Origin of the sequence: Amphritea sp. (assembly GCF_050300915.1) — a bacterium.
Classification (GTDB): domain Bacteria; phylum Pseudomonadota; class Gammaproteobacteria; order Pseudomonadales; family Balneatricaceae; genus Amphritea.
This window is the reverse complement of sequence record NZ_JBNKYN010000019.1, coordinates 1-22,533: the sequence shown is the minus strand read 5'-3', so window position 1 is coordinate 22,533 and position 22,533 is coordinate 1. Positions and strand designations below refer to the sequence as shown.

19 protein-coding genes are annotated in these 22,533 nt (G+C 50.6%); 9 read left to right on the top strand and 10 right to left on the bottom strand.

Going from position 1 to position 22,533, the window contains the following annotated elements:
• The first annotated feature begins 139 nt into the window (after positions 1–139).
• Positions 140–358: a hypothetical protein gene (locus ACQY8X_RS07230; protein ID WP_428034476.1), complete on the top strand. Its 219-nt coding sequence runs from the start codon at positions 140–142 to the stop codon at positions 356–358.
• Positions 359–418: 60 nt separating this feature from the next.
• On the opposite strand, the gene rlmF is transcribed toward ACQY8X_RS07230, so the two are convergent.
• Positions 419–1,420 (bottom strand): 23S rRNA (adenine(1618)-N(6))-methyltransferase RlmF, encoded by a 1,002-nt coding sequence (gene rlmF / locus ACQY8X_RS07225; RefSeq protein WP_428034475.1) that lies wholly within the window; start codon positions 1,418–1,420, stop codon positions 419–421.
• A gap of 30 nt (positions 1,421–1,450) precedes the next feature.
• Entirely contained in the window at positions 1,451–2,014 is a 564-nt protein-coding gene (locus tag ACQY8X_RS07220; RefSeq protein ID WP_428034474.1) for a hypothetical protein, read from the bottom strand.
• 179 nt (positions 2,015–2,193) lie between these two features.
• Here ACQY8X_RS07220 and ACQY8X_RS07215 point away from each other — a divergent pair, with 179 nt between their 5' ends.
• Positions 2,194–3,036 carry a DMT family transporter gene (locus tag ACQY8X_RS07215; RefSeq protein WP_428034473.1) on the top strand — a complete coding sequence of 281 codons (843 nt, stop codon included), beginning with the start codon at positions 2,194–2,196 and terminating at the stop codon, positions 3,034–3,036.
• A gap of 91 nt (positions 3,037–3,127) precedes the next feature.
• Positions 3,128–3,550, top strand: a complete 423-nt coding sequence (gene hpaR / locus ACQY8X_RS07210) for a homoprotocatechuate degradation operon regulator HpaR (protein WP_428034472.1) — start codon at positions 3,128–3,130, stop codon at positions 3,548–3,550.
• A gap of 125 nt (positions 3,551–3,675) precedes the next feature.
• Here hpaR and ACQY8X_RS07205 read toward each other — a convergent pair whose 3' ends face one another.
• Entirely contained in the window at positions 3,676–5,139 is a 1,464-nt protein-coding gene (locus ACQY8X_RS07205; protein ID WP_428034471.1) for a succinate-semialdehyde dehydrogenase, read from the bottom strand.
• Positions 5,140–5,524: 385 nt separating this feature from the next.
• Here ACQY8X_RS07205 and ACQY8X_RS07200 point away from each other — a divergent pair, with 385 nt between their 5' ends.
• The 3 genes from ACQY8X_RS07200 to ACQY8X_RS07190 all read left to right on the top strand — a co-directional run bounded on the left by ACQY8X_RS07200 (position 5,525) and on the right by ACQY8X_RS07190 (position 9,661).
• Entirely contained in the window at positions 5,525–6,811 is a 1,287-nt protein-coding gene (locus ACQY8X_RS07200) for a hypothetical protein (RefSeq protein WP_428034470.1), read from the top strand.
• Between the two features lie 74 nt (positions 6,812–6,885).
• Complete coding sequence (locus ACQY8X_RS07195) at positions 6,886–8,295, top strand: aldehyde dehydrogenase family protein (protein WP_428034469.1); 1,410 nt, start codon at positions 6,886–6,888, stop codon at positions 8,293–8,295.
• A 16-nt stretch (positions 8,296–8,311) separates the two neighbouring features.
• Entirely contained in the window at positions 8,312–9,661 is a 1,350-nt protein-coding gene (locus tag ACQY8X_RS07190) for an aminotransferase class III-fold pyridoxal phosphate-dependent enzyme (protein ID WP_428034468.1), read from the top strand.
• Positions 9,662–9,763: 102 nt separating this feature from the next.
• On the opposite strand, the gene ACQY8X_RS07185 is transcribed toward ACQY8X_RS07190, so the two are convergent.
• The 6 genes from ACQY8X_RS07185 to ACQY8X_RS07160 form a co-directional block, all read right to left on the bottom strand.
• The gene (locus ACQY8X_RS07185) at positions 9,764–10,537 is read right to left on the bottom strand and encodes an IclR family transcriptional regulator (protein WP_428034467.1); all 774 of its coding nucleotides are present in this window, start codon (positions 10,535–10,537) and stop codon (positions 9,764–9,766) included.
• Positions 10,538–11,165: 628 nt separating this feature from the next.
• Positions 11,166–11,615, bottom strand: coding sequence for a cyanase (cynS, locus tag ACQY8X_RS07180; protein WP_428034466.1), 450 nt, complete (start codon positions 11,613–11,615; stop codon positions 11,166–11,168).
• Positions 11,616–11,640: 25 nt separating this feature from the next.
• On the bottom strand, positions 11,641–13,380 hold the full coding sequence (locus tag ACQY8X_RS07175) for a protein kinase domain-containing protein (RefSeq protein WP_428034465.1): 1,740 nt from the start codon (positions 13,378–13,380) through the stop codon (positions 11,641–11,643).
• Positions 13,381–13,517: 137 nt separating this feature from the next.
• Positions 13,518–14,351, bottom strand: a complete 834-nt coding sequence (locus ACQY8X_RS07170) for a formate/nitrite transporter family protein (protein WP_428034464.1) — start codon at positions 14,349–14,351, stop codon at positions 13,518–13,520.
• Positions 14,352–14,668: 317 nt separating this feature from the next.
• Positions 14,669–16,012, bottom strand: coding sequence for a uracil-xanthine permease family protein (locus ACQY8X_RS07165; protein ID WP_428034463.1), 1,344 nt, complete (start codon positions 16,010–16,012; stop codon positions 14,669–14,671).
• A 54-nt stretch (positions 16,013–16,066) separates the two neighbouring features.
• Positions 16,067–16,783, bottom strand: a complete 717-nt coding sequence (locus tag ACQY8X_RS07160) for an outer membrane protein OmpK (protein ID WP_428034462.1) — start codon at positions 16,781–16,783, stop codon at positions 16,067–16,069.
• Between the two features lie 571 nt (positions 16,784–17,354).
• On the opposite strand from ACQY8X_RS07160, the gene ACQY8X_RS07155 reads away from it, so the two are divergent.
• The 3 genes from ACQY8X_RS07155 to ACQY8X_RS07145 are packed head-to-tail and all read left to right on the top strand — an operon-like array spanning position 17,355 to position 22,242.
• Entirely contained in the window at positions 17,355–18,020 is a 666-nt protein-coding gene (locus ACQY8X_RS07155) for a TetR/AcrR family transcriptional regulator (RefSeq protein ID WP_428034461.1), read from the top strand.
• Entirely contained in the window at positions 18,013–19,116 is a 1,104-nt protein-coding gene (locus ACQY8X_RS07150) for an efflux RND transporter periplasmic adaptor subunit (protein WP_428034460.1), read from the top strand. Before ACQY8X_RS07155 ends, ACQY8X_RS07150 begins: the two co-directional genes overlap by 8 nt.
• A 3-nt stretch (positions 19,117–19,119) precedes the next feature.
• Positions 19,120–22,242 (top strand): efflux RND transporter permease subunit, encoded by a 3,123-nt coding sequence (locus ACQY8X_RS07145; protein WP_428034459.1) that lies wholly within the window; start codon positions 19,120–19,122, stop codon positions 22,240–22,242.
• A gap of 95 nt (positions 22,243–22,337) precedes the next feature.
• On the opposite strand, the gene ACQY8X_RS07140 is transcribed toward ACQY8X_RS07145, so the two are convergent.
• Positions 22,338–22,533, bottom strand: a 196-nt coding sequence (locus ACQY8X_RS07140) for a hypothetical protein (protein WP_428034458.1), incomplete at its 5' end; no start/stop codon positions are given.

Below are 22,533 nucleotides of genomic sequence, written 5' to 3'. Positions count from 1 at the left end.
CCAGATTGCACTTGAAAACATCTCATGATTTTTCCTCCAAAGTCTGCAATTCTTGACTACACTTTTTCTATATGTCAGGAGGCAGTATGTTAGGAAAACGGCTGCCGTGTGTATTATGACAATCCAAGGGGGATTGAATGTGGATGGATATAACCTGGAGTCACGTGTAAAAAGTCTCGAGGTGCTCACCTCTCTGCTTCTAGCAATTACAAACAACATACATCAGGGATCACCTGCACCACTAGAAACAATCAGAAACCTGCTTAACGCTCACCCGGATATACTCTCAGAGGAGTTGCTTAACTACATGGAAGAGCTTGAGAATACAGCCAGACTGCTGCAACAGCAGCGTCACTAATCATCGTTTTCACTGCGTTGCATCTTTAATCAACCTTAGCTATATCACTGCGGCGATAATCTATTTATCGCCCCAGTATGACTCACGCCATAAAAGCTGTTCGGTCTCAGACATAAATGTCCAGATTAACAATCGGCTTACTTTCATCCCCTGAGACATAGCCACCACCTGAACCCGTTTCGCCCCGGCACTTTTTAGTTCGCGTTTAAGGCGGGTGATGTTTTCCTGTTTTGACACCAGACAGCTAAACAGATAGCACTGTTCGGCAACCTCTTTGCTTTGAAAAATCATCCGCTTTAAGAACGCCAGCTCACCACCACTACACCAGAGCTCATTGCTCTGACCCGCAAAATTCAATGTAACCTTGTCATCACCTTTACCCAGGTTGCGCAGCTTGCGTCGGCTAACCGCTTCAGCCTCCTCCGCAGAGCCGTGAAAAGGAGGATTACACAGGGTGAAATCAAACCGGTCTGAGGGTTTTACGACCCCTCTGAATATCTGTCGGGCATCACTTTGCAAGCGACACTCAATCTGTCCTCTAAGTGTCGTATTTGCCTCACTGATCAGGGCTGCTGTCTTGATCGCCACCGGATCTATATCGGTGCCGACAAACTGCCAGCCATAGCTGCGGCTGCCGATAATGGGGTAGATACAGTTTGCCCCGACTCCGATATCGAGCCCGGTTATGGTTCGCCCTCTTGGCACTACGCCCTCATTATCAGCAGCCAGCAGATCAGCCAGATAATGGATGTAATCTGCCCGGCCGGGAATGGGTGGACAGAGATACCCCGGGGGGATATCCCAGAAACTGATGCCATAACTTTGCATCAGCAACGCTTTGTTCAGCGCTTTTACAGCAGCAGGATCGTGAAAGTCGATTGTCTGGCTGCCAAATCGATTGACGGCGACATAGGGCTTAAGCTCAGCACACAGCTGGCAGAGCCTGTCAAAATCATAACGCCCCTGATGAGGGTTTCTCGGATGTAAGCGAGAGGTCTGTTTCGCTTCACGATGATGTGCTTTAGCCATAGCCGGAATAACTCTGCGATAAAAGTACTGCATTGTATCCTAAGTCAGGCAGAAAGCGCGCTATCAACGGATCTCAATATAAGGCAACCAGCGTTTATCCAGATCAGCTTCATCAATATCATATTCGCCGATCGGAGGCTGGCTCAGATCATCAGGTGGCGAGGCGAGTTTGTTCAGATCAAGAGCCTGTGCTGTGCCATGAACTCCCTGATCAGTCAGTGCCATTTTGTAGTAGATACCATTCCAGAAATTCGCACCGAACGCTTCAGGCTGTTTAAACATGAACAGCAGATCATGCTCCAGCCAGCGCAGATCATCGCTGGTTACTGTCCGCGGTTGGCTATAGGGGTAAGGGATAAAACACCAGAGTTCCGGCCCTTCAAGACACTTCATCTCTTTCATAGAGAGGAAATAGTCCTTAAACAGGTGGTGATCCAGGGTGATCGTATAACTCAACTGATCATGTTCACCAGCGGTCAATACCAGCTCGCCAATACGTTGCTCACTGCCATCTTTCTGTTGCAGATAGATCTGTTTGACGCCTTCACTCAAACTGGCCGCAGCGACAGATGTCACCAGGCAAAACAGAGAAAAAAACAGCATCAATCCAGCAGATAATTTTTTCATCACGGCGCTCCTGACTATTGTTCTTCAAGTTTAGGAGGCTGAAGCGGAAGCACTATGGTACTTCAGTACTGTTTTATTACTCGGTAACGCTGAACTTTGAACCCAATATGGATACAATGCCTGACCTTGCCGATTGTCAGCCATAAATATAAATAAACTGTGTTTACAGAAGGTCGTTAATGAATACTGAATACCTGAAAGGATTCCTGCTCACCTCACTGGGGGTACTGGTATTGAGTTTTGATGCCCTGCTAATCCGGCTGATACAGGTGGAACCCTTCAGCCTGCTGTTCTGGCGCGGCCTGCTGCTCAGCCTGATGGTCGCGCTCTGGTGTCGCTACCGCTACCCGGGACAACCACTGTTTTATCGCGACTGGGCCTACATCCGTTCAGCACTGTTTTACAGTATCTGCTCTATACTGTTCGTCGCTGCGATCCATCACACCTCGGTGGCCAATGTTTTGGTTATCATCAGTGCCCAGCCACTGTTTGCGGCGATTATCGCGCGGCTGTTTATTGGTGAACGCTCAGCCCCCATCACCTGGGTTGCGATAGTGATCTCCATGCTGGGCATCGGCTGGGTGATGAAAGACTCCTGGTCAAGCCCCAACCTCAAAGGCGACCTGATGGCACTCTTTTGTGGCATCGCTCTCGCGGCTAAGTTTGTTAACGACCGCGCCGTAAAACATCGGAATATGACCCCTGCACTGATATTCTCAGGCCTGCTGGTGAGCCTGATCAGCCTTTTCTTTGACTCTCCTCTGGCACTGACCGGTACCGATTGGGGCTGGATGTTGGTCTTGTGTGTTATCGTGATACCCACCGCTTTTATCCTGATTACCATAGGCCCAACCCTCATTTCAGCGGCAGAAGTGGGTATGCTGATGTTACTGGAAACGGCCTGCGGACCACTGCTGGTGTGGGTATTTATCGGTGAAACCCCCAGCATGGCGGCATTTCAAGGCGGCACGCTGGTGATAGTCACCCTGCTGGTTCATGGCTATCTCCGCTGGCAGAGATAGCAACGACAGACCCTCTGTCTGAAAAAACATTTGCATCAGCCCTGCTGAATCGTAAGAATAAGAAAATTAGTTTAGATATTAAGAATCTCATATGCGTAAATTCGAAGACTCTCTGCCACTGCAACTACTCAAAGCCCGTGAAGCAACCATGGCTTTTTTTCGACCATTGCTTCAGGAAAACAATATCACTGAACAGCAATGGCGTGTTCTCAGAGCACTCAAAGCCTATGAGGAACTTGAATCAAAACAGCTTGCTGAGCACTGCTGTATTCTCAGCCCCAGCCTGACAGGTATTATCAAACGCCTTGAGCAGCAGGGTTATATCAAACGGAAAAAATCAGAAGAGGATCAGCGACGCACGCTGTTGAGTCTGACCGATAAGGCGCTTGACCTGTTTAAACGTTTAAGCCCGGATGTTGAAGCACGCTATAAAGCGTTCACTGAACGTTATGGCGAGAAGAAACTGGAACAACTGACTCACTTACTAAAAGAGTTGACCGAACTTGAAATCTGAATTGCGTGCAGCCTGGCTGAGCTATAACTTTCAGAAAATATAAAATACTTGCTTAACACCGCCTTCATGCTGAAGTGGCGTAATCGCCACCTCAGCATCAGCTGCCTGATAAAGCGGTAACGGGATCAGCGCTGCAGACCACCAATACAGATGTACTTTGTTTCCAGATAGTCATCCAGACCATATTTAGACCCTTCACGGCCCTGACCGGACTCTTTCACACCGCCAAAAGGGATCACTTCAGAACTGATAGCCGTCTCATTCACCCCGACCATGCCGTATTCGATCCCTTCAGATACACGCCAGATACGCCCAACATTTTCGGTATACACATAGGCCGCCAGACCAAACTGAGTGTCATTGGCCATCGCAATCGCCTGCTCCTCGGTGCTGAACTTAAACACCGGCGCAACCGGGCCGAAGATCTCTTCAGAGAAGATACTCATCGCGTCATTTACGTTAGTCAGTACCGTTGGCTCATAGAAGCAGTTACCCAGTTCTGACGGCTTACCGCCGGTGACGACAGCAGCGCCCTGCTTCACTGCATTCTGCACAATAGCATCGATATCGCTGAGGGCTTTCTTAGAGACAACAGGACCGTGAGTGGTATCAGCATCAAAGCCATACCCCAGTCGGAACTCTTTTACCGCCGCAGCAAACTTTTCCACGAAAGCATCGTAGATCCCCTCCTGCACCAGCAGTCGGTTAGCACAGATACAGGTCTGGCCGGAATTACGGTATTTAGACACCAGCGCGCCTTTAACCGCCAGATCCAGATCCGCATCATCAAAAACAATCACCGGTGCGTTACCCCCCAGCTCCATTGAGGTACGTTTAACGGTATCGGCACACTGCTTCATCAGCAGTTTGCCCACCGGAGTAGAACCGGTAAAGGTCAGCTTCTTAACCGTCGGGTTAGAGGTCATCTCACCACCCACGGATGAAGAACGTGAGCTTGGCAGCACGCTGAACAGACCCGCAGGCAGGCCCGCACGGTTCGCCAGTTCCGCCAGCGCCAGCGCAGACAATGGTGTTTCTGCTGCCGGTTTCAGAACGATGGCACAACCAGCGGCCAGCGCAGGCGCAGCCTTGCGGGTAATCATCGCATTGGGGAAGTTCCATGGCGTAATCGCCGCCACGACGCCAACAGGCTGTTTAATCACGATGCTGCGGCGATCACTGGCGGAAGGCAGTACGTCACCATAGATCCGCTTGCCCTCTTCGGCAAACCATTTCAGATAGGATGCACCGTAAAGCACTTCACCTTTGGATTCGAAAACCGGCTTGCCCTGCTCGATCGTCATGATCGCTGCCAGATCATCAATATTGTCGATAATCAGAGCATGCCAGCGCTCCAGTATCTCGGAACGCTGTCCTGCTGGACGGGCTTTCCACGCCTGCATGGCGGCATCAGCCGCAGCAATCGCACGGGCAGTTTCGGCTTGTCCCACACTGGCGACTTCGGCAACAACATCACCGGTAGCCGGGTTCAAAACCGCAAAAGTGTCACCTTCATCACCATCTGTCCACTGCCCGTCTATAAACGCCTGAGTCTTCAGCAACGAGGAATCTTTCAGTTCTAATTTCATAGCTATCTCTTTTAACGTTGTCGGGCAGCTAAGTCCCGGTGGAATCAATTATTTTTGTTATAATACACAACACTACTTAACATGTTAAGTTTTTTTATATTTACTCTGTCCCGGTAAACCCGCTTCATACGATGGCTTTGATGGTAATGCTGCGCTACAAGCACCGGACTTTCCGCTAACGCCGAACACCATCTACCTTGATCGCCTGGCCGGTGATGCAGCGCAGCTGCTGTGAAACAAAGAACAACCTGGCATGCGCGATATCAACCATACGGTTGATTACTTTCAGCTTAGAATCCGGGTCGAATAAAGGCGCAGTCAGTCTGGTTATTACCCCTTCAATAACCACCTCCTGCCAAAAAAAACAAAGAATCCCCGGAGGATCATGTCGATGACACAACACTTTAAACAAAAGCTCTCTGCTGTAGCGCTGGGCTCAGCGATTGCCCTGGCTTCAGGCTCTGCTTCAGCCTATAACCTGTATAACGAAAACGGTTCTGAGCTAAACCTGGATATCGAAGCGGTTGTGGGCACATTCAGTAGTCAGGAAAACTACTTTGGCAAAGCAGGCAACGGCTCAGACTGGCAGGAAGCCTATTTGAAGGCGGGTTTCAGTGGCAGTCATCAATATAATGACACCACTACCCTGTATGGCGGACTGAACTTTGTCTCCAGTGGCAGCTGGGGTGACGGAGACCCTGCCGCAAACACCGATGGCAGTGAACGTCGTACCGCGGTTGAAGATGCCTATCTTGGTATCCGCAGTGGCATTATTGATGTTTCTGCGGGTCGGCAGAACATCACCATTGGTGATGGTTTCCTGATCAATGGCGATGCCTTGAACGTTGGTAAAGGAACAGGGGTGCCCGGTTTTGCTGAAAGCCGTGGTGGTGCCTACTGGCTTGCGGGCCGTAAAGCCTTTGATGAAACCTTCTGGGTGAAGATTGGTGGCGAACAGGGTTTCCGCTCTGACCTGTTCTGGTTTAAGTCCGACAATCTGATGCAGGACAATGCTGAGATGGCCGGTATCAACGTCGAATACACCAATGATATTGGCACCTTTGGTGTGATGCACCTGAAGGGACTGGACGCCAATCAGGTCGCCGCAGATCGCAAAGGCCAGACAACTAACAGTGTTCGCTATCAGGGTAATGCCGGCGTTGAAAACCTGTTTCTGTCAGCCGAGCTGGTGAATCAGGAAAGCGGTTCCGGTGTCGATGCTGACGCCTGGTACGCAGAAGCGGGCTGGACCTTTGCTGATGTCGCCTGGTCGCCACAACTGAGCTACCGTTACACCAAATATGATGACACTTTCGACTCGCTGTTCTTTGGCTTTAACCGTGGTTACGGCACCTGGTTCCAGGGTGAAGTGGCTGCCAACTACGCTGGCCCCTTTGGCTCATCCGCGACCATTCAGCATGTTGCACTGAAAGCATCGCCAACTGAAATGCTCTCTGTCGGCGCGCTCTATTTTGACTTCAGTGATTCAACCACCTTTGGTTCAAACTCTGAGGGACAGGAGCTGGATATCTATGCAGAGTGGGTCGTGAATGATCATCTGATCATCAGCCCGCTGATCGGTCTGTACACACCCGACAGCAACAACACCACGCAAACCAGTTCGAACGATGACAACCTGTACGCGCAGGTGATCGCGATTGTACCTTTCTGATACCCCCTTCATCAGAAAATACAACCCAGCCGGGATTAGCGTCCCGGCCCTTTTTTATAAGCAGGTGAAAGTAGATGAACGACTACAAATTACTTATCAATGGTCAGTGGGTTGAAGGCGCCTGCGAACCGTTCAAAGTGATCAACCCGGCGACACTGGAAACGGTGGCGACCTGTGCCAACGGTACCACAGAGCAGTTAGATCTGGCGGTACAGGCGGCGCAATCGGCGTTTAAAAGCTGGCAACATGTCTCCCATGCAGAGCGTAAAGCGATTCTCCACCGTATTGCTGACGAGATTGCCGCAAACCGTGATGAACTGGCCGCACTGATCGTTGCTGAACAGGGTAAACCGTTTGGTCTGGCCATCGGTGAAGTTGAGGGCGGTATCGCCTGGACCCGCTATACGGCAGAAACGGAGATTCCCGTTGAAGTCTTTGAAGATACGGCAGATAAACTGATAGAGGGTCACCGTAAACCGCTGGGTGTAGTGGCCTCAATTACGCCATGGAACTGGCCCTTCATGATCGCCATCTGGCATATCATGCCTGCCCTGCGCACCGGGAACACGGTGATCAGCAAGCCCTCCGGGCTGACCCCGCTGAGCACCATTAAGCTGGTTGAGATCATCAACAACCACCTGCCTGCCGGTGTGATCAATATCGTCACCGGAGAACGGGGTATCGGCAGCGGTATCACCGCTCATCCGGGTATTAATAAGATTGTCTTCACCGGCTCCACGCCAACCGGACAATCGGTGATGCGCAATGCCGCGGATAACCTCAAACGTCTGACGCTGGAACTGGGTGGCAACGATGCCGCTATCGTGCTTCCGGGCACCGATGTTGGCAAAGTGGCACCCGCCATCTTTGGCGCGGCATTCCTCAATATGGGGCAGACCTGTGGCGCGCTGAAGCGTCTCTATGTTCATGAGTCGCTTTATGAAGAGATGAGTGCTGCCCTGGCTGATATTGCTAAACAGCAGGTCGTCGGCAACGGTATGGACGAGGGTGTGAACTTCGGCCCGGTGCAAAACCAAGATCAGCTGGACCTGGTAACCGGGTTAGTTGAAGACGCTAAAATCCGCGGCGCACGCATTCTTTGCGGCGGAGCGCCACTGGATAAGGTCGGTTATTTCTATCCGCCAACCATTGTCGCCGACATCTCAAATGAAGCGCCGCTGGTACAGGAGGAGCAGTTCGGCCCGGTACTGCCGGTGATTAAGTACGCCGATGTTGAAACCGCCATCGAGATGGCCAACGGTATCGAGATGGGTCTTGATGGTTCGGTCTGGGGGCCGGATACCCAAGAGGCGACCACTATTGCTTCCCGCCTTGAGTGTGGCACCACCTTTGTTAACACCCATGCCGAGATTCAGCCCAATGTGCCTTTTGGCGGCTGCAAGATGTCAGGCTTTGGGGTCGAGTTTGGTCTGGAAGGCTTGCTGGAATATACAGCGATGCAAGTTGTGCACATTAAAAAATAATTAGCAGGTATTGGCAATGTTTGAAAAATATAAAACCGCTCAGAAGCGTTTCTGGCACCCAATGGGACCACCCACACCCGGTAATAATGGAGACACGCTGATTATTACCTCGTCCGATGGTAACTACGTCACAGATGTTGATAACAATCGGTTACTGGATGGCGTTGGCGGCCTGTGGAACGTCAATATTGGCCACAATCGTGTCGAAGTCAAAGCCGCCATTAACAAGCAGATGGACGAGCTGGCGTATTACCAGATGTTCGATGGTATCGCTCACCCCCGGGTATACGATCTTGCTGATAAACTAATCGAGATGTTTCAGCCGGAGGATATGTCCCGGGTGCTGTTCAGCAGCGGTGGTTCCGATGCGGTTGAGACGGCCCTGAAGCTGTCCCGTCAATACTGGATTGCCGCGGGTGAACCGAAGCGCACCAAGTTTATCTCCCTGCGTAATGCCTACCATGGTGTGCATATGGGCGGTACTTCTGTTGGCGGTAACAATGTCTACCATATGAACCACGGCCCGCTGCTGGCGGGCTGCGTGCAGGTGGATACGCCCTGGTTGTATCGCAACCCCTGGGATTGTGAAGACCCAGAACAGCTGACTAAACACTGTATCCGTCAGCTGGAAGAGCAGATCCAGTTCCATGGTCCTGACAGTTTTGCGGCGTTTATTGCCGAGCCGGTTCAGGGGGCTGGCGGTGTTATTGTGCCACCCGATAGCTATTGGCCAGCCGTACGCGAGCTGCTGAACAAGTACAACATTCTGCTGATCGCCGATGAAGTGGTCACCGGTTTTGGTCGCTCCGGCTGCATGCTGGGGTCACGGGGATGGGGTGTTGTGCCTGATATTCTCTGTCTGGCAAAAGGGATCTCTGCCGGTTATATCCCATTGGGGGCAACTGTTTTCAATAAACGGATTACCGATGCTATCGAAAACAGTCAGGACTTCAGCGGTATGATCATGCATGGCTACACCTATTCCGGCCACCCGACCGCCTGTGCGGCAGCACTCGCCGTGCTCGATATTGTCGAGAAAGAGGATCTGCCGGGTAATGCGAAAAAAGTCGGCGCGCATCTGAAAGAGGCGTTACTGCCGTTGGTTGAAAAGTTTGCCCATCTGGGTGAAGTGCGTGGAAAAGGCCTGATGCTGGCACTTGATCTGGTGGTTGATAAAGCGACCCGTGAGCCGGTCAATCCGATGGAAGGCTATGCTAACCGCATCGCTGAAGCGGCCAAACAGAACGGCGTACTGGTGCGCCCGGTGGGCACGAAGATTATCCTTTCCCCTCCTCTGACGCTGACCATTGAGGAAGCCGATAAGATGGCTGCGGCACTGGAAATTGCTTTCAGTAGCGTTAACTAAACGCATATCAGCTGCGACGCAACGGTTGATCTCCTACTGGCAAACCCGCCGGTAATTTCAGGCTAACCCGATATCGGGTTAGCCTTTTTTTGTGACAACCGCTTACGCCGGTTGATCCGCAGCGTCAGCTTTATCTGAATCAGATGAAACTATCCTGGCCGCAATGCGGTTAGCCGCACTTTTTACCAGCTCAATCACCGCTTCATGGCGGAGTAACTGAAAGCTGGATGTTCCCCCTACGGCGGCGATACTGCCCAGAATATCCTCTGTCCCTGGCTTGATAATCGGCGCGGCAATACCGGTCAGCCCGGAGTTGAGTTCATCATGGGTAATGCAGTAACCATCCTGACGAATGGAACGGGTAACCTGGGAAAAACTCTTCCAGGTAAAGTCATACTCATCACTGTTCTCTATCGCTTCATGGAACAGTTTTTTCAGCTTACGACCCTTTTGATAAGACACCAGCACTTTAGACTGAGCCCCTTTAAACAGCGGTAGCGGCTGTCCCCGGCCAAATGAAAAACCGGCTTCTGTGTCTGGTGAATTGATATAGGTGTTGATGATATGGCCATCATAAAACACACTGATATAGACATTCAGACCGGTGGTTTTACACAGCTCAGAAATAATGTCCCGACCGTTTGAGAGCAGCGGATCGTAGCGGCGCATCATCCAGTCCAGCTCGATAATCCTTGGCCCCAGGGTATACTGCCCATCCACCCGGCTCAGCAATCCTGATTCGCACAACTCTTTTACATAACGATAGGCCGTCGCCCGGGAAAGCCCCATGCCATCGGCAATTGAATCCACATCTAACAGCAGCGAATTTGGTCCGAACATATTCAATACATTCAGCATCTTGCTAAGGCTTGTCATCTTGACTCCTTTCAAAGATGTGCGGTTCTGTCTATAAACTGCACAGTTTATTAATTCTTACCAATTTATGCCCTTAATTATAGTATACAATTTTTCGAAAATCTCATTATTGGAGAATAGCTGCCAGATAAAAGCGTCTCTTAACGTAAAAAAAGCCCGTATATGATAATTCGGGATAGTTATCAGTTCGTTTCTGACAGAGCTGAAAGTATGACCAACTGACTATTTCTTTAATCAAACCCCGATAGCCCGCCCTGGTAAAAACCAAGTGTGCGCTCCGTTGATAGTGCACTCCATCAGCGTATCCTCTTTGATAGGTACGTCAGCTTACAAAGCCGGTCACCGGCTTCAGAAAAGATCTTTCTGGCCGGATCATAATGCCTGGCAGATAGCGAAACGTCAGAATGGGCGGGAGATCAGGTATTAGTCTATTCACTGACAAACCTGCAAACAGGAACATGGACGTAGTTTCGGAGAGTACATCCTGCATTGCCGGATCTTTCAATGCCTGACATCGTTGCCAGCGGATAAGGTCAATACACCTCTAATCATGAAGATGAGGGTTATCACATCCCGGGGCTGGGGACTGAATCAAAGTCTCTCTGACAGTCCCTCCCCGACAGAAACCTTAATAGGTTTTATAAGGCAAGAACTTACCCGAGAAAACGACATTCACCCGGTCACCGTTGGGGTTGGGTTCCCGCTGAATGTCCATTGAGAAGTCGATTGCACTCATAATGCCATCGCCAAACTCTTCATGGATCAGTTCCTTAATGGTCATACCATAGACATTTACCAGCTCATACCAGCGATAGATCAACGGATCTGTTGGCACCTCTGTCGGTAAAGACCCTTTGTAAGGGGTGATTTGAAGCCAGGCTATCGCTTCGTCAGTTAATTCAAAGATCTCACCTATTTTTGAGGCCTGCTCTTTATCAAGGGCCATCTGCCCGAGACACGCGGCAGTTGTCCACTCTTTCGATAAACCGACGGCCTCAGCGACAGCGCTCCACTTGATACCTTTGACAACTTTCTGAGAAAGGATCAGCGCAGTTACTTCTTCACGGCTACTTATCATAATAATGACTCCTTATATGATCGTTCTATTGAGTAAGATTGTGGATTTGAACCATAAGCACAGCGACCGTTACCGCGAGCATCAGTGAGATACTTTTCCAGAACAGTAACGGGTTACGATCCAGCAGTGATGGACGGGTTTCGCTAAGAAACTTTTGGTTTGGATACCGGAGGTCATAAAGAAACTCCGAGAGTTCTCCATAACGTTTAAACGGGTTGGGATTGAGCGCTTTGCGCAAGGTATAGTCGATCCACCTGGGGATCTCACGCTCATCATCAAGCACACTGTGGTACTTCAGTCGTTTCTGTGCAGACACTGTGCGCGACTTCGCCACCTGAGTATCGTAGGGGAAGCGACCTGACAGCATATGGTAAGTGAGTACAGCCAGTGAAAACTGATCCGAGCGGCGGGAAACGATCTCTCCAACAAAATATTCGGGCGCCATATACAACGCGGTACCCTGCATCTCATCCTGTTCCAGGGTATTTTCTGCTTCGACAATACCGGCGATTCTGACACCACCAAAATCGATGATCTTCACTGTGCCGCTGGTGTCGATCATGACGTTATCAGGCTTAAGATCCTGATGCAGAATCTCCATGCGATGCATCGCCTGTAAGCCTTTCGACACCTGCTCGATGATACCCCGCACGGTTTCCATATCCGGGCTCGGGTTATCTATCAGCCACTGTTTAAGGGTAATACCCTCGATATATTCCGTCACACTGTAAAGATAGTGACGCTGGCGGTTCTGTAAGCCTGCTTTCATCACATGGGCGTTATTGATCCGCCGCGCAACCCACTCTTCCATCAGAAACCGTTCCAGATAGGCGGGATTGTTGCGCAGTTCAACAGAGGGGATTTTGATGACAACACGTGAACCGTCCTCAAGATCTTCCGCCAGATAAACATGGCTGCGACTGTTGGCATGCATCTCTCGCAGGATCAGATAACCATCAAACGTCTGGCGGGCATGCAAAACCGGTGGCAGCTCCAACTCTTCGACCTGCTGCTGCAGCGTACTTACCTCCATAGAAGGCAGCTGATCGACCCTGGCAATCTGCAATGTCAGGTTATCATCACTCCCTTGTGCCAGGGCTCGCTGAACCAGTGTTTCGGCAGCCAGGTTCAGATCATCGGCATGTTCACTGAGGACTTCCAGAACATCCTCAGTGTCAATAAACTCATAAACTCCGTCCGTACAAAGCAGGTAATAATCACCCGGTTTTAGTGCCACCGTCTGGTAATCAAACTCCACATCCAGATCAACACCCATTGCCCGGCTGAGATAACTTTTCTCTTTTGAAATCCAGCTGCGATGGTCTTTGGTTAGCTGCTCCAGTCCCTGACCACGCAACCGATAAATCCGGCTATCACCGGCATGAAACAGATGCACCGTCGATGCTTTAAAAACAGCCGCACTCAGGGTGCAGACATAACCTTTATCTTTGTTATAACGAAACTCACTACGTTGCGTCTGGGAACATAACCAACCATTGACCGATTCCAGTACTCTCAAGCCAGACGTGTAAACCGTCCAGCTATCTGACGTACAGAAATAGTCATTCAGAAAGCTTTTTACCGCGGTTTCACTGGCAATCTGGCTGACACGACTGGTACTGATACCATCTGCCAGAACCAATGCGGCACCTTTGAGACTCAGCTGCGGTTCGCGTGGAATAACGGCGCCATGAAAATCCTGATTGATCTCTTTGACACCTTTATCACTGAACTGCCCCAGGCTGAGCTTAAGTTGGCTATTCATATAACCTGCGATTCTCCCAGAAATCAGGGGATAATTGAGAAGACAACTCAATAGTTATCAACCCTGAACAAAAAATCCCGGTGAGCGAAACAATCACCGGGATTTTTACTGGTCATTCAACTGTTTAAATACCCGGATTACAGAGCAGCGATTGTATGAGCAGACGCTTTACGGCTTTTGCTCTCTTTAACATGAGTCAGATACAGCGGCAGACCCACCAGCAGGAATCCACCGGCCAGGTTACCCAAAGCCGTTGGCAGCTCGTTCCAGATGATGTAATCCATAAGAGTGAAGTCGCCCCCCATGATCATAGAGAACGGGAACAGGAACATGTTAACAATTGAGTGTTCAAAGCCCATGAAGAAGAACAGCATGATCGGCATCCACATCGCAGCCATTTTTGCGCCTGCAGACGTAGAGATCATCGCACCCACAACCCCCATGGATACCATCCAGTTACACAGCATGCCGCGAATAAAGATAGTAAACCAGCCACCAACACCCTGTGCCTGATAGCCCAGCGTCCGGGCTTCACCAATCTTGCTTACCTTTTCAGCCATCGCACCACCATCGGTCTGATAACCGTAAGTCAGAATAAACGAAGCAAAGAACGCAACCATCAATGCGCCGGACAGGTTGCCGAGAAATACCAGCCCCCAGTTACGCATCAGACCACTCATGGTACAGCCAGGCCGTTTATCGATCAGTGCCAGCGGTACCAGTGTAAAGACACCGGTCAGCAGGTCAAACTTGCACAGGTAAAGCATGATAAATCCAACCGGGAACAGCAGTGCCCCCACCAGAGGCTGTCCAGTTTTAGTTGCTACGGTGATAGCAAAAAAAGCTGCCAACGCCAGAATCGCGCCCGCCATAAATGCGCGGACATAGGTGTCTTTGGTGGACATGAAGATTTTCTGCTCACCTGAATCGACCATTTTGGTCGCAAATTCACTCGGTTCTAAGTAAGCCATAGTTTTGCCTCATTCAATTAAGTAAAGTTTTCTCATCTGTTTGCCGCGTTCAGCAGGGCAAAAAAAAGCGTCCACCCCTCTATCACCTGTAGTGATAAGGGATGGACGCCTTTGTCCGAATTTTTTAAATTGTATGGCCGAATATTACAACGACTGACTTAACTACTGCAGAATCAGTACCAGAAGTTTAAAAGGTCCGTTTAAACAACAGGTTAAGAAAACCGTATTTGAAAAAACGTGTTCCTCTTGCCATTCAATGGTGCAGACGCACAATCGTTGTGCACTAAATACCGGCACCGGGATCAACAGGCCGCGGCTTATTCGTCGATTGATTCTTCAGGCAGCACCAGACTGAGAATAATCGCCGCCAGTCCCCCGGTGGTAATCGGAGAGCTGAAGACGCTCTGAACCATCTTCGGCAACTGATCGAGCAATCCGGGTGTCATGGATACCCCTAAGCCCGTACCAAACGCCACAGCCATAATCAGCAACTTACGACGATCAAGATGTTCTGAGGCAATAATTTTAATCCCAGCAGCCGCCACAGTGCCAAACATAACCAGCGTTGCACCACCCAGTACCGGTTTTGGAATCTGTTGCAGCACCCCACCAATCACCGGAAAAAGTCCCAGCAGAATAAGAATCCCCCCGATATACAGAGCCACATATTTACTGGCTACACCTGTTAACTGGATGACCCCATTATTCTGGCTGAACGTCGTGTTGGGGAAGGTATTAAACACCGCCGCCAGAAACGAGTTAAAACCATCGGCAAACACACCTCCCCGAACCCGGGAAATGTACTCCTCACCCGCTATCGGCTGCTTCGACACCATGCAGTTCGCGGTAATATCCCCGGTCGACTCTATTGCTGTGATCAGATAGATCAGCGCAATCGGCAGGAATGCGCTCCAGTCAAACGAGAAACCATATTTAAAGGGTACCGGAATACTGATCGTTGGCAGGCTGCCCAGATGAGCAAAGCTGATCTTCCCCATAAATCCGGCGATGATCATGCCGATCACCAGGCCGATCACTATCGACGACAGGCGGATCCAGCTGTTGCTGGAACGGTTGAGGGCAATAATGCTCACCAATACGATGCCCCCCAGCATCAGATTTGTCGGAGCACCAAAATCTTTCGCTTTAAATCCTCCGGCCAGATCGGTCATACCCACTTTAATCAGACTCGCCCCAATGATAGTAATCACGATACCGGTGACCAGAGGGGTGATCACTCGCTTCAGCTTATGAATAAACTGGCTCAGAAAGATCTCAATAAAAGCACCCAGCATACACACGCCAAAAATAAGGGAGAGAATCTCTTCCGGGCCGCCTCCCTGACCTTTGGCAATAAAACCAGCAGCCAGTACCGAGCTGAGAAACGCAAAGCTGGTGCCCTGCACACAGATCATCCCAGCGCCCATACCCAGAGGCCGCTTAGCCTGAATAATGGTGCCGACTCCCGATACCATCAAGGCCATGCTGATCAGATAGGGGACATGTTCGCCCAATCCCAGCACCCCGCCAATAATCAGGGTTGGGGTGATAATACCGATAAAACTTGCCAGAACATGCTGTAAAGCGGCAAAGCCTGATTCTAAAACCCCGGGTTTTGAATCCAGTGAATAGATCAGGTCGTTAGAGTGCTGTGTCGACATAAGGCCTCCTTGTTTCGTGGCAGGGTAAACGACCCTGCCAGTGCACGGTCAGTTTCAGAAGTGCCATTTCAGCAGCAGAGAAGCACAACGCTCATCGGTTGTACTGCCATACTTATTGTTCCAGTAGGCGTACTCGACACCCACATACAGAGGCGATTTCAGGCCCAGGTTTTTACCCGCATTCCATTTGATCTGAGGGGTAAAGTTCATCTCAGACTCATTGGTTTTACTGCTGGTACTCCAGTCGAGAAAGCCGTCGATCAGAAACTCCTGACTACCCGCTTCAATCGGGTAGGCCCAGGTCAGCGTGAGCTGTTCATCATTATCGGCAAGATCGTTATAGGCTTTGTATACACTGGCATTGAAGTAACGGAACCCCGGCACATCCAGGCTGACGCTCACCCCATAGAGATAGTTATCAAAGCCATCACCGGCCTCCCAGGTGCCGGTCAGAAACAGATCCTTTACCGGCCCAAAGGAGAGATCACTACCGGTCACATAGCCCAGACTCAGTCGCGGGGAAAACTCACCGTAATAGCTGCTTTTACCATTCTCTGGCATGGTGCGGTCGATAAACAGAAAGGTGTCACCCCAGTTATGACCGGACGCATTTTCCAGCGTCACAACATCCATATTACCGGTCGGTGTGAATTTATAGTCATCACCTTTCAGGTAGCTGAGGCTGGTGTTGGTCCAGAGCATCTCGGCGGAAGCAGGAGCGGCGATAAAAGCGCTTGCGGTTAAAGTAGCCAGTGCGAGTTTACGTTTCATAGTGATCATCCTATTACTTCTATTATTTAGGTTTAAAGCTGCCCGACAGGACTGTTTATGCCTACGTAACAGCAAAAAACTGGCCAATCGGTCAGAAAAGTACAGAATTGATTTTAAACTCCTTTAAAAACAGCTAATTAAAATAATTCAGTTCACCTGTCGCAGCTCCTTTCCTGCTTTTCGCAGCGCACAACAATAAAGCGTTCTCTAAACCTGATGACAAAACATGTCTACTTTTGGTGCGAAAAATAAGTACAAAGTTTTCTTATAATGTATACAAAATTAAGAAATTAAGATTACAACACCGCTTATAAAACAATATATGTTTGGCAAATAAAGGCGAAACGACTCCCCCCTCCTCCCGCCCAAAAAAGCCAGGATCACGTATATACGCGCTAACGATGGCCTCTGCCGATTTTCGGCCAGCCCCTCCCTGCCATCAGCACTGTGGCTTTTTTTGGATACATTTTTACATCTCAGACAGGGATGAAAAAAAATTCATTCGCACTCTTTTATTTTTTATGACCGGCGGTCACAATATGACTGCCAGTTCTTATAGTTGAATAATGTGATGTCTGATCGTAAATCGAGAGAGTTTAAGCGCCGTGAACGGGATATTCTCGACTGCACTCTGAAGTTACTTTCCGGGGAGCAACGGGAAATACTCAGCGTCGATAAAATCGCGCAACATACCGGTATTGGTAAGGGCACGGTTTACAAACACTTTGCATCTAAAGATGACATCTATGCACGTCTGCTGTTAGATAATTACCAGTCAATTCTGGCGGAGTTTAAACGCATTGCGACAGACGATACTTTAACCGGGGTGCAACAGATGCGTGGCATGCTGCTATATGCATTTCAATATCACCGGGATAACGTTGCTCATCAGCATATGCATGTTCATTTTATCCAACGAGCTTCCCGTGAACGTATGAGCGCAACTTATCAACAGCAGCTTGATTACGCCGAAGAACAGTTTATCGAGGCGTTTGGACAGGCGGTTTATAAGGGCGTGGTCGAAGGTGACGTCAATCCCGATATGCCCAGAGAAGCAATGATGGCGGGTATGAACGCAACGTTCGAAGGCGCTATTGTAACGCTGCAGGAGGGCGGCAGTTTTAAGCAACGCCAGCTGGAAACGGCAGAACAAAAAAGCACCTACATAAATCTCGTGGTTGATTACATGATCGCAGCGCTTATCCAGCAGCCGACAGACAGGAAAAAAGATGAATAAATCAGTATTGATGGCAGCGCTTGTGGTGATCGGCATGAGCATCTGGATGGTCTCCGGCATGCAGGATGACACCGCCGCCGCGACGAAGCCCGTGCCCAGCTCACCGGCTAAAGCGTTAATGAAAGTTAAGGTAAAACATTCCCGTGCCCAGAGCGTTGAGCAGTTTGTGCGGGTGCAGGGGCATGTTGAAGCTAACCGCACCATTCAGATTAAGGTGGAGATTGATGGCCGCGTGGCCGCGTTAACCGCCATTGAAGGTCAGCGCTTGCAAGCGGGGGAAAAACTGCTGCAAATCTCTCCTGAGTACCGCTCAGCACAACTGGCTGAAGCCGATGCAGTACTGAAACAACGCAAAAGTGATCTGGCTGGCAGCATGAATCTGCAACAGCGAGGTTTGCAGTCCGACAGTAAAGTGCTGGCCGACCAGGCTGCCGTACAAGCCGCTGAGGCCCAACTGGCGATGATACGCCATGAATTACGGGAAACTCAGGTATATGCACCATTCGCCGGGGTATTAAATAAGCGCATGGTTGAACTGGGTGACTACCTGCAGGCCGGTGATGTACTGGGTGAGCTGGTAGATGATGAAATCGTCAAAGTCACCGGCCAGGTTCCGCAACACAGCGTTGGTCGCCTGACAGAAAACCAGGCGGTTACGGTGATACTGAGCAATGCCCAGGAGATGACCGGCAAACTGAGCTTTATTTCACCAGTGGCCGATTCTGTTACCCGTAGTTACCGGGTTGATGTACAGATACCTAATCCACAACACCAGCGCATTATTGGCTTATCAGCAACCCTGTTACTGCCCGCAGGAAAGTCCATGGGGCATCTGTTACCCGGCTCAGTATTAGGGCTGAACAGCGCAGGAAGCCTGCAGGTTAAACTGGTCAATGATGAAAACCGGGTTACCGTAGCCCCAGTTGAGATCATCCGTACTGACACCAACGGCTTCTGGATTGGTGGCCTTGATGAAACGATCCGGATCATTACGACAGGGCAAGACTTTGTTGCTGCCGGTGAAGAGGTTGATCCGGTCAGCGATGCAGATACAGCACCAGAGCAGGCCAACAAAACCGCAATGCAGGAGCCTTAAGCGATGATTGCAGCACTGGTGGCCGCAGCGATAGACCGAAGCCGCACAAGCATTCTTATTCTGTTGTTCTTTCTGATCGGTGGTCTGGCTGCATTTCAGAGCATTCCCAAAGAAGCTGACCCTGATGTGGCGATTCCGATTATCTATGTCTCTATTGGCTATGAAGGCATCTCCCCCGATGATGCGGTACGTCTGCTCGTTCGGCCGATGGAAAAAGAGCTGAAGTCGATCGAGGGCGTTAAAGAGATGCGTTCGGTGGGCTCTGAAGGCCATGCATCAGTAACCCTTGAGTTCGATGCGGGCTTCGACAGTGATACTGCGCTGCAGGATGTGCGAGAGAAAGTCGATATCGCTAAAGGCAACCTGCCTTCCGATGCTGACGAACCACAGATTCATGAGGTCAATGTCGCCTTATTTCCAGTGCTGAACATTGCAATCTCAGGCTCGCTGTCTGAGCGCTTGAAACTGAAAGTGGCTAAAGACCTCAAAGATGAGATCGAAGGCGTTGCTGGCGTTCTGGAAGTGGATATCGGTGGTGAGCGTGAAGAGCTGATGGAGATTGAGATTGAGCCGCAGCTGCTGGAAAGTTATCAGCTGGACTTTGAGACCGTCCTGAACACTGTGGCACTCAACAACCAACTGGTAGCAGCCGGTGCGGTCGATACCGGCAGTGGACGACAGGTATTGAAGGTGCCGGGCGTGGTAACGGATCTGCAGGACATGCTCAGCATGCCGATCAAATCGGTCAATGGCACCGTGGTTACCGTAGGTGACGTCGCCACCATCCGTCAGACCTATAAAGACCCGCAAGGGTTTGCCCGGGTCAATGGTGGCGCTGCGATGGTGCTGGAAGTGAAGAAGAAAGTCGGCGCAAATATTATCGACACCATCGAAGCGGTACAGGCGATTGTTGCCGAGCGCAGCCAGTTCTGGCCACAGGGTTTGCAATATTCCTACATCCTGGACCAGTCTACACAAATTAAAAGCATGCTCCGGGACCTGATGAACAATGTCCTCAGTGGCATTATTCTGGTGATGGTTGTGGTGCTGGCGGCGATGGGGCTGCGTACATCATTACTGGTGGGCCTGGCGATTCCCGGTTCATTTCTGTCGAGCATGATGATTCTCAACCTCTTGGGCTTCACTCTTAACATCGTGGTCTTGTTCAGCCTGATTCTGGTGGTCGGCATGTTGGTCGATGGCGCTATCGTTGTGGCCGAACTGGCAGAGCGACGCATGAGTCAGGGGCTCAGTGCCCGGGAGTCCTTCCGTTATGCGGCAACCCGCATGGCCTGGCCCGTTATTGCAGGCACAGTCACAACGCTGGTGGTATTCATGCCGCTGATGTTCTGGCCCGGGGTTATCGGCGAGTTCATGAAATACCTGCCTGCCACCGTGGTGATCTGTCTGACAGCCTCTCTTTTTATGGCACTGATTTTTATGCCCGTACTCGGTGCAGTCAGTGCCCGCCGCAGGCAAACCAGCAACACTGCCGATGATGAATATGCGCTCCCCCAAACACCCGTTAACCGCGCCTATACCCGGCTTATGGCCAGATTGCTGCACCACCCTATTGCGGTTTTTGTCGTCGTTTTAATAGCGATTGGCAGTAGTTACGGGGCTTACACCCTGTTTGGTAAAGGGGTCGAGTTTTTCCCCGATGTTGAACCAGAGATGGTGCTGATAAACCTTCACGCCCGCGGCGACCTGTCCATCTATGAGAAAGACCGGCTGTTAAAGCAAGTCGAAGAGCGGGTTATGGATCTGCCGGGGTTTAAGTCGATCTATGCCCGAAGCTTCAATCAGCCCGCAAATGAATCGGCGGAGGATGTCATTGGGGTGATTCAGTTTCAACTGGATGACTGGGATAAGCGCGAAAAAGCCGCCGATATTCTGGCCCAGATGCATAAAAGAACCGCAGATCTGCCCGGTATAATCGTGGAAACCCGCAAAGCGGAAAACGGCCCTAATGCGGGAAAACCGATCAAACTGCTAGTCAGTGGTTACGACAGTGAGGTGCTCTACAAAACGGTCGGCGATATCCGCCGGATGATGAGCGAGATGGGCGGCTTTTCCGCCGCCGAAGACGACCGTCCACTACCGGGAATAGAGTGGCGCATTCTGGTCAACCGGGAAGAGGCCGACCGCTATGGTGCCAGTATTGCACTGGTGGGTCAGGCTGTCCGCTTGATTACCAATGGTATTAAAGTCACCGACTACCGGCCGGAAACATCCGATGATGAAGTGGATATCATGATCCGTTTTCCGGAAGACAAGCGCAATCTTGATCAGCTGATGCAGATGCAACTGAATACCCGCTATGGCATGGTGCCGATGTCGAATTTTGTTGAGCTTAAACCCGCCCCTAAAACCGGAGTTTTAAAACGGGTTGATAGCCGCCGGGTGATTACCATTCAGGCCGATGCTGAAGAGGGTAAACTGGTGAATGATCTTGTAGTCGCGATGCAGAAGCGTCTGGCGTTGCATAAATTCGATCCACAGATCCGTCTGACGTTTAAAGGAGAGGATGAGCAACAGAAAGAAACCGGAGAGTTCCTGATCAGCGCCTTTGGCACAGCGTTGTTTCTGATGGCACTGATTCTGGTCACCCAGTTCAACAGCCTGTATCAGGCTGGATTAGTGCTCTCAGCAATAGTCTTTTCCACTGCCGGGGTATTGCTTGGTCTGATGGTAGCGGGTCAACCCTTTGGTATTGTCATGGTCGGTGTCGGCATCATCGCCTTAGCGGGTATCGTTGTGAACAACAATATTGTACTAATCGATTGTTATAACGACCTGCGTAAACAGGGAAGATCACCCTATGATGCGGCGCTGCAAACCGGCAGTTTGCGTCTGCGGCCCGTCGTACTCACCGCGGTCACCACGGTGCTCGGCCTGATGCCGATGGTACTGTCGATGAATATCGACCTGATCAACCGCGATATCAGCTTTGGTGCCCCCTCCACCCAGTGGTGGACCCAGCTGGCCAGTGCCATCGCCGGAGGCTTGTCGTTTGCAACGATCCTGACTCTGTTTTTAACGCCCTGCCTGTTAGTGCTGGGAGAGCGCAGCTGGCTGCGCCGTAAACAACCACAGCTTGACGCTACAACTGAGCAGATCCGCTAAGTGCCAGCCGAGAAACGAAAAAGCTCTGCATTTTACTGCAAGGCTTTATCGAAAAAATAAGTGGTCCCCGGACTCGGAGCAATGGCCGAAGGCCATTACAACATCGCTGCTTTTCGGCGATGGCCCGAAGGGGAGGAGCGCAGCGACGAATAATCGAACCGGTTCGAGGACGAGCTGCGATACTCCAGATACGACAAAGCCCCGCTATGAAACGAGGCTTTATCATAAAAATGGTGCCCGGACTCGGAGCAATGGCCGCAGGCCATTACAACATCGCTGCTTTTCGGCGAT

Excerpts from the sequence above, each read along its gene's own strand:
- rlmF (WP_428034475.1), bottom strand. The coding sequence starts at position 1,420 with ATGCAGTACTTTTATCGCAGAGTTATTCCGGCTATGGCTAAAGCACAT.
- ACQY8X_RS07220 (WP_428034474.1), bottom strand. The coding sequence starts at position 2,014 with ATGAAAAAATTATCTGCTGGATTGATGCTGTTTTTTTCTCTGTTTTGC.
- ACQY8X_RS07215 (WP_428034473.1), top strand. The coding sequence starts at position 2,194 with ATGAATACTGAATACCTGAAAGGATTCCTGCTCACCTCACTGGGGGTA.
- hpaR (WP_428034472.1), top strand. The coding sequence starts at position 3,128 with ATGCGTAAATTCGAAGACTCTCTGCCACTGCAACTACTCAAAGCCCGT.
- ACQY8X_RS07205 (WP_428034471.1), bottom strand. The coding sequence starts at position 5,139 with ATGAAATTAGAACTGAAAGATTCCTCGTTGCTGAAGACTCAGGCGTTT.
- ACQY8X_RS07200 (WP_428034470.1), top strand. The coding sequence starts at position 5,525 with ATGTCGATGACACAACACTTTAAACAAAAGCTCTCTGCTGTAGCGCTG.
- ACQY8X_RS07195 (WP_428034469.1), top strand. The coding sequence starts at position 6,886 with ATGAACGACTACAAATTACTTATCAATGGTCAGTGGGTTGAAGGCGCC.
- ACQY8X_RS07190 (WP_428034468.1), top strand. The coding sequence starts at position 8,312 with ATGTTTGAAAAATATAAAACCGCTCAGAAGCGTTTCTGGCACCCAATG.
- ACQY8X_RS07185 (WP_428034467.1), bottom strand. The coding sequence starts at position 10,537 with ATGACAAGCCTTAGCAAGATGCTGAATGTATTGAATATGTTCGGACCA.
- cynS (WP_428034466.1), bottom strand. The coding sequence starts at position 11,615 with ATGATAAGTAGCCGTGAAGAAGTAACTGCGCTGATCCTTTCTCAGAAA.
- ACQY8X_RS07175 (WP_428034465.1), bottom strand. The coding sequence starts at position 13,380 with ATGAATAGCCAACTTAAGCTCAGCCTGGGGCAGTTCAGTGATAAAGGT.
- ACQY8X_RS07170 (WP_428034464.1), bottom strand. The coding sequence starts at position 14,351 with ATGGCTTACTTAGAACCGAGTGAATTTGCGACCAAAATGGTCGATTCA.
- ACQY8X_RS07165 (WP_428034463.1), bottom strand. The coding sequence starts at position 16,012 with ATGTCGACACAGCACTCTAACGACCTGATCTATTCACTGGATTCAAAA.
- ACQY8X_RS07160 (WP_428034462.1), bottom strand. The coding sequence starts at position 16,783 with ATGAAACGTAAACTCGCACTGGCTACTTTAACCGCAAGCGCTTTTATC.
- ACQY8X_RS07155 (WP_428034461.1), top strand. The coding sequence starts at position 17,355 with ATGTCTGATCGTAAATCGAGAGAGTTTAAGCGCCGTGAACGGGATATT.
- ACQY8X_RS07150 (WP_428034460.1), top strand. The coding sequence starts at position 18,013 with ATGAATAAATCAGTATTGATGGCAGCGCTTGTGGTGATCGGCATGAGC.
- ACQY8X_RS07145 (WP_428034459.1), top strand. The coding sequence starts at position 19,120 with ATGATTGCAGCACTGGTGGCCGCAGCGATAGACCGAAGCCGCACAAGC.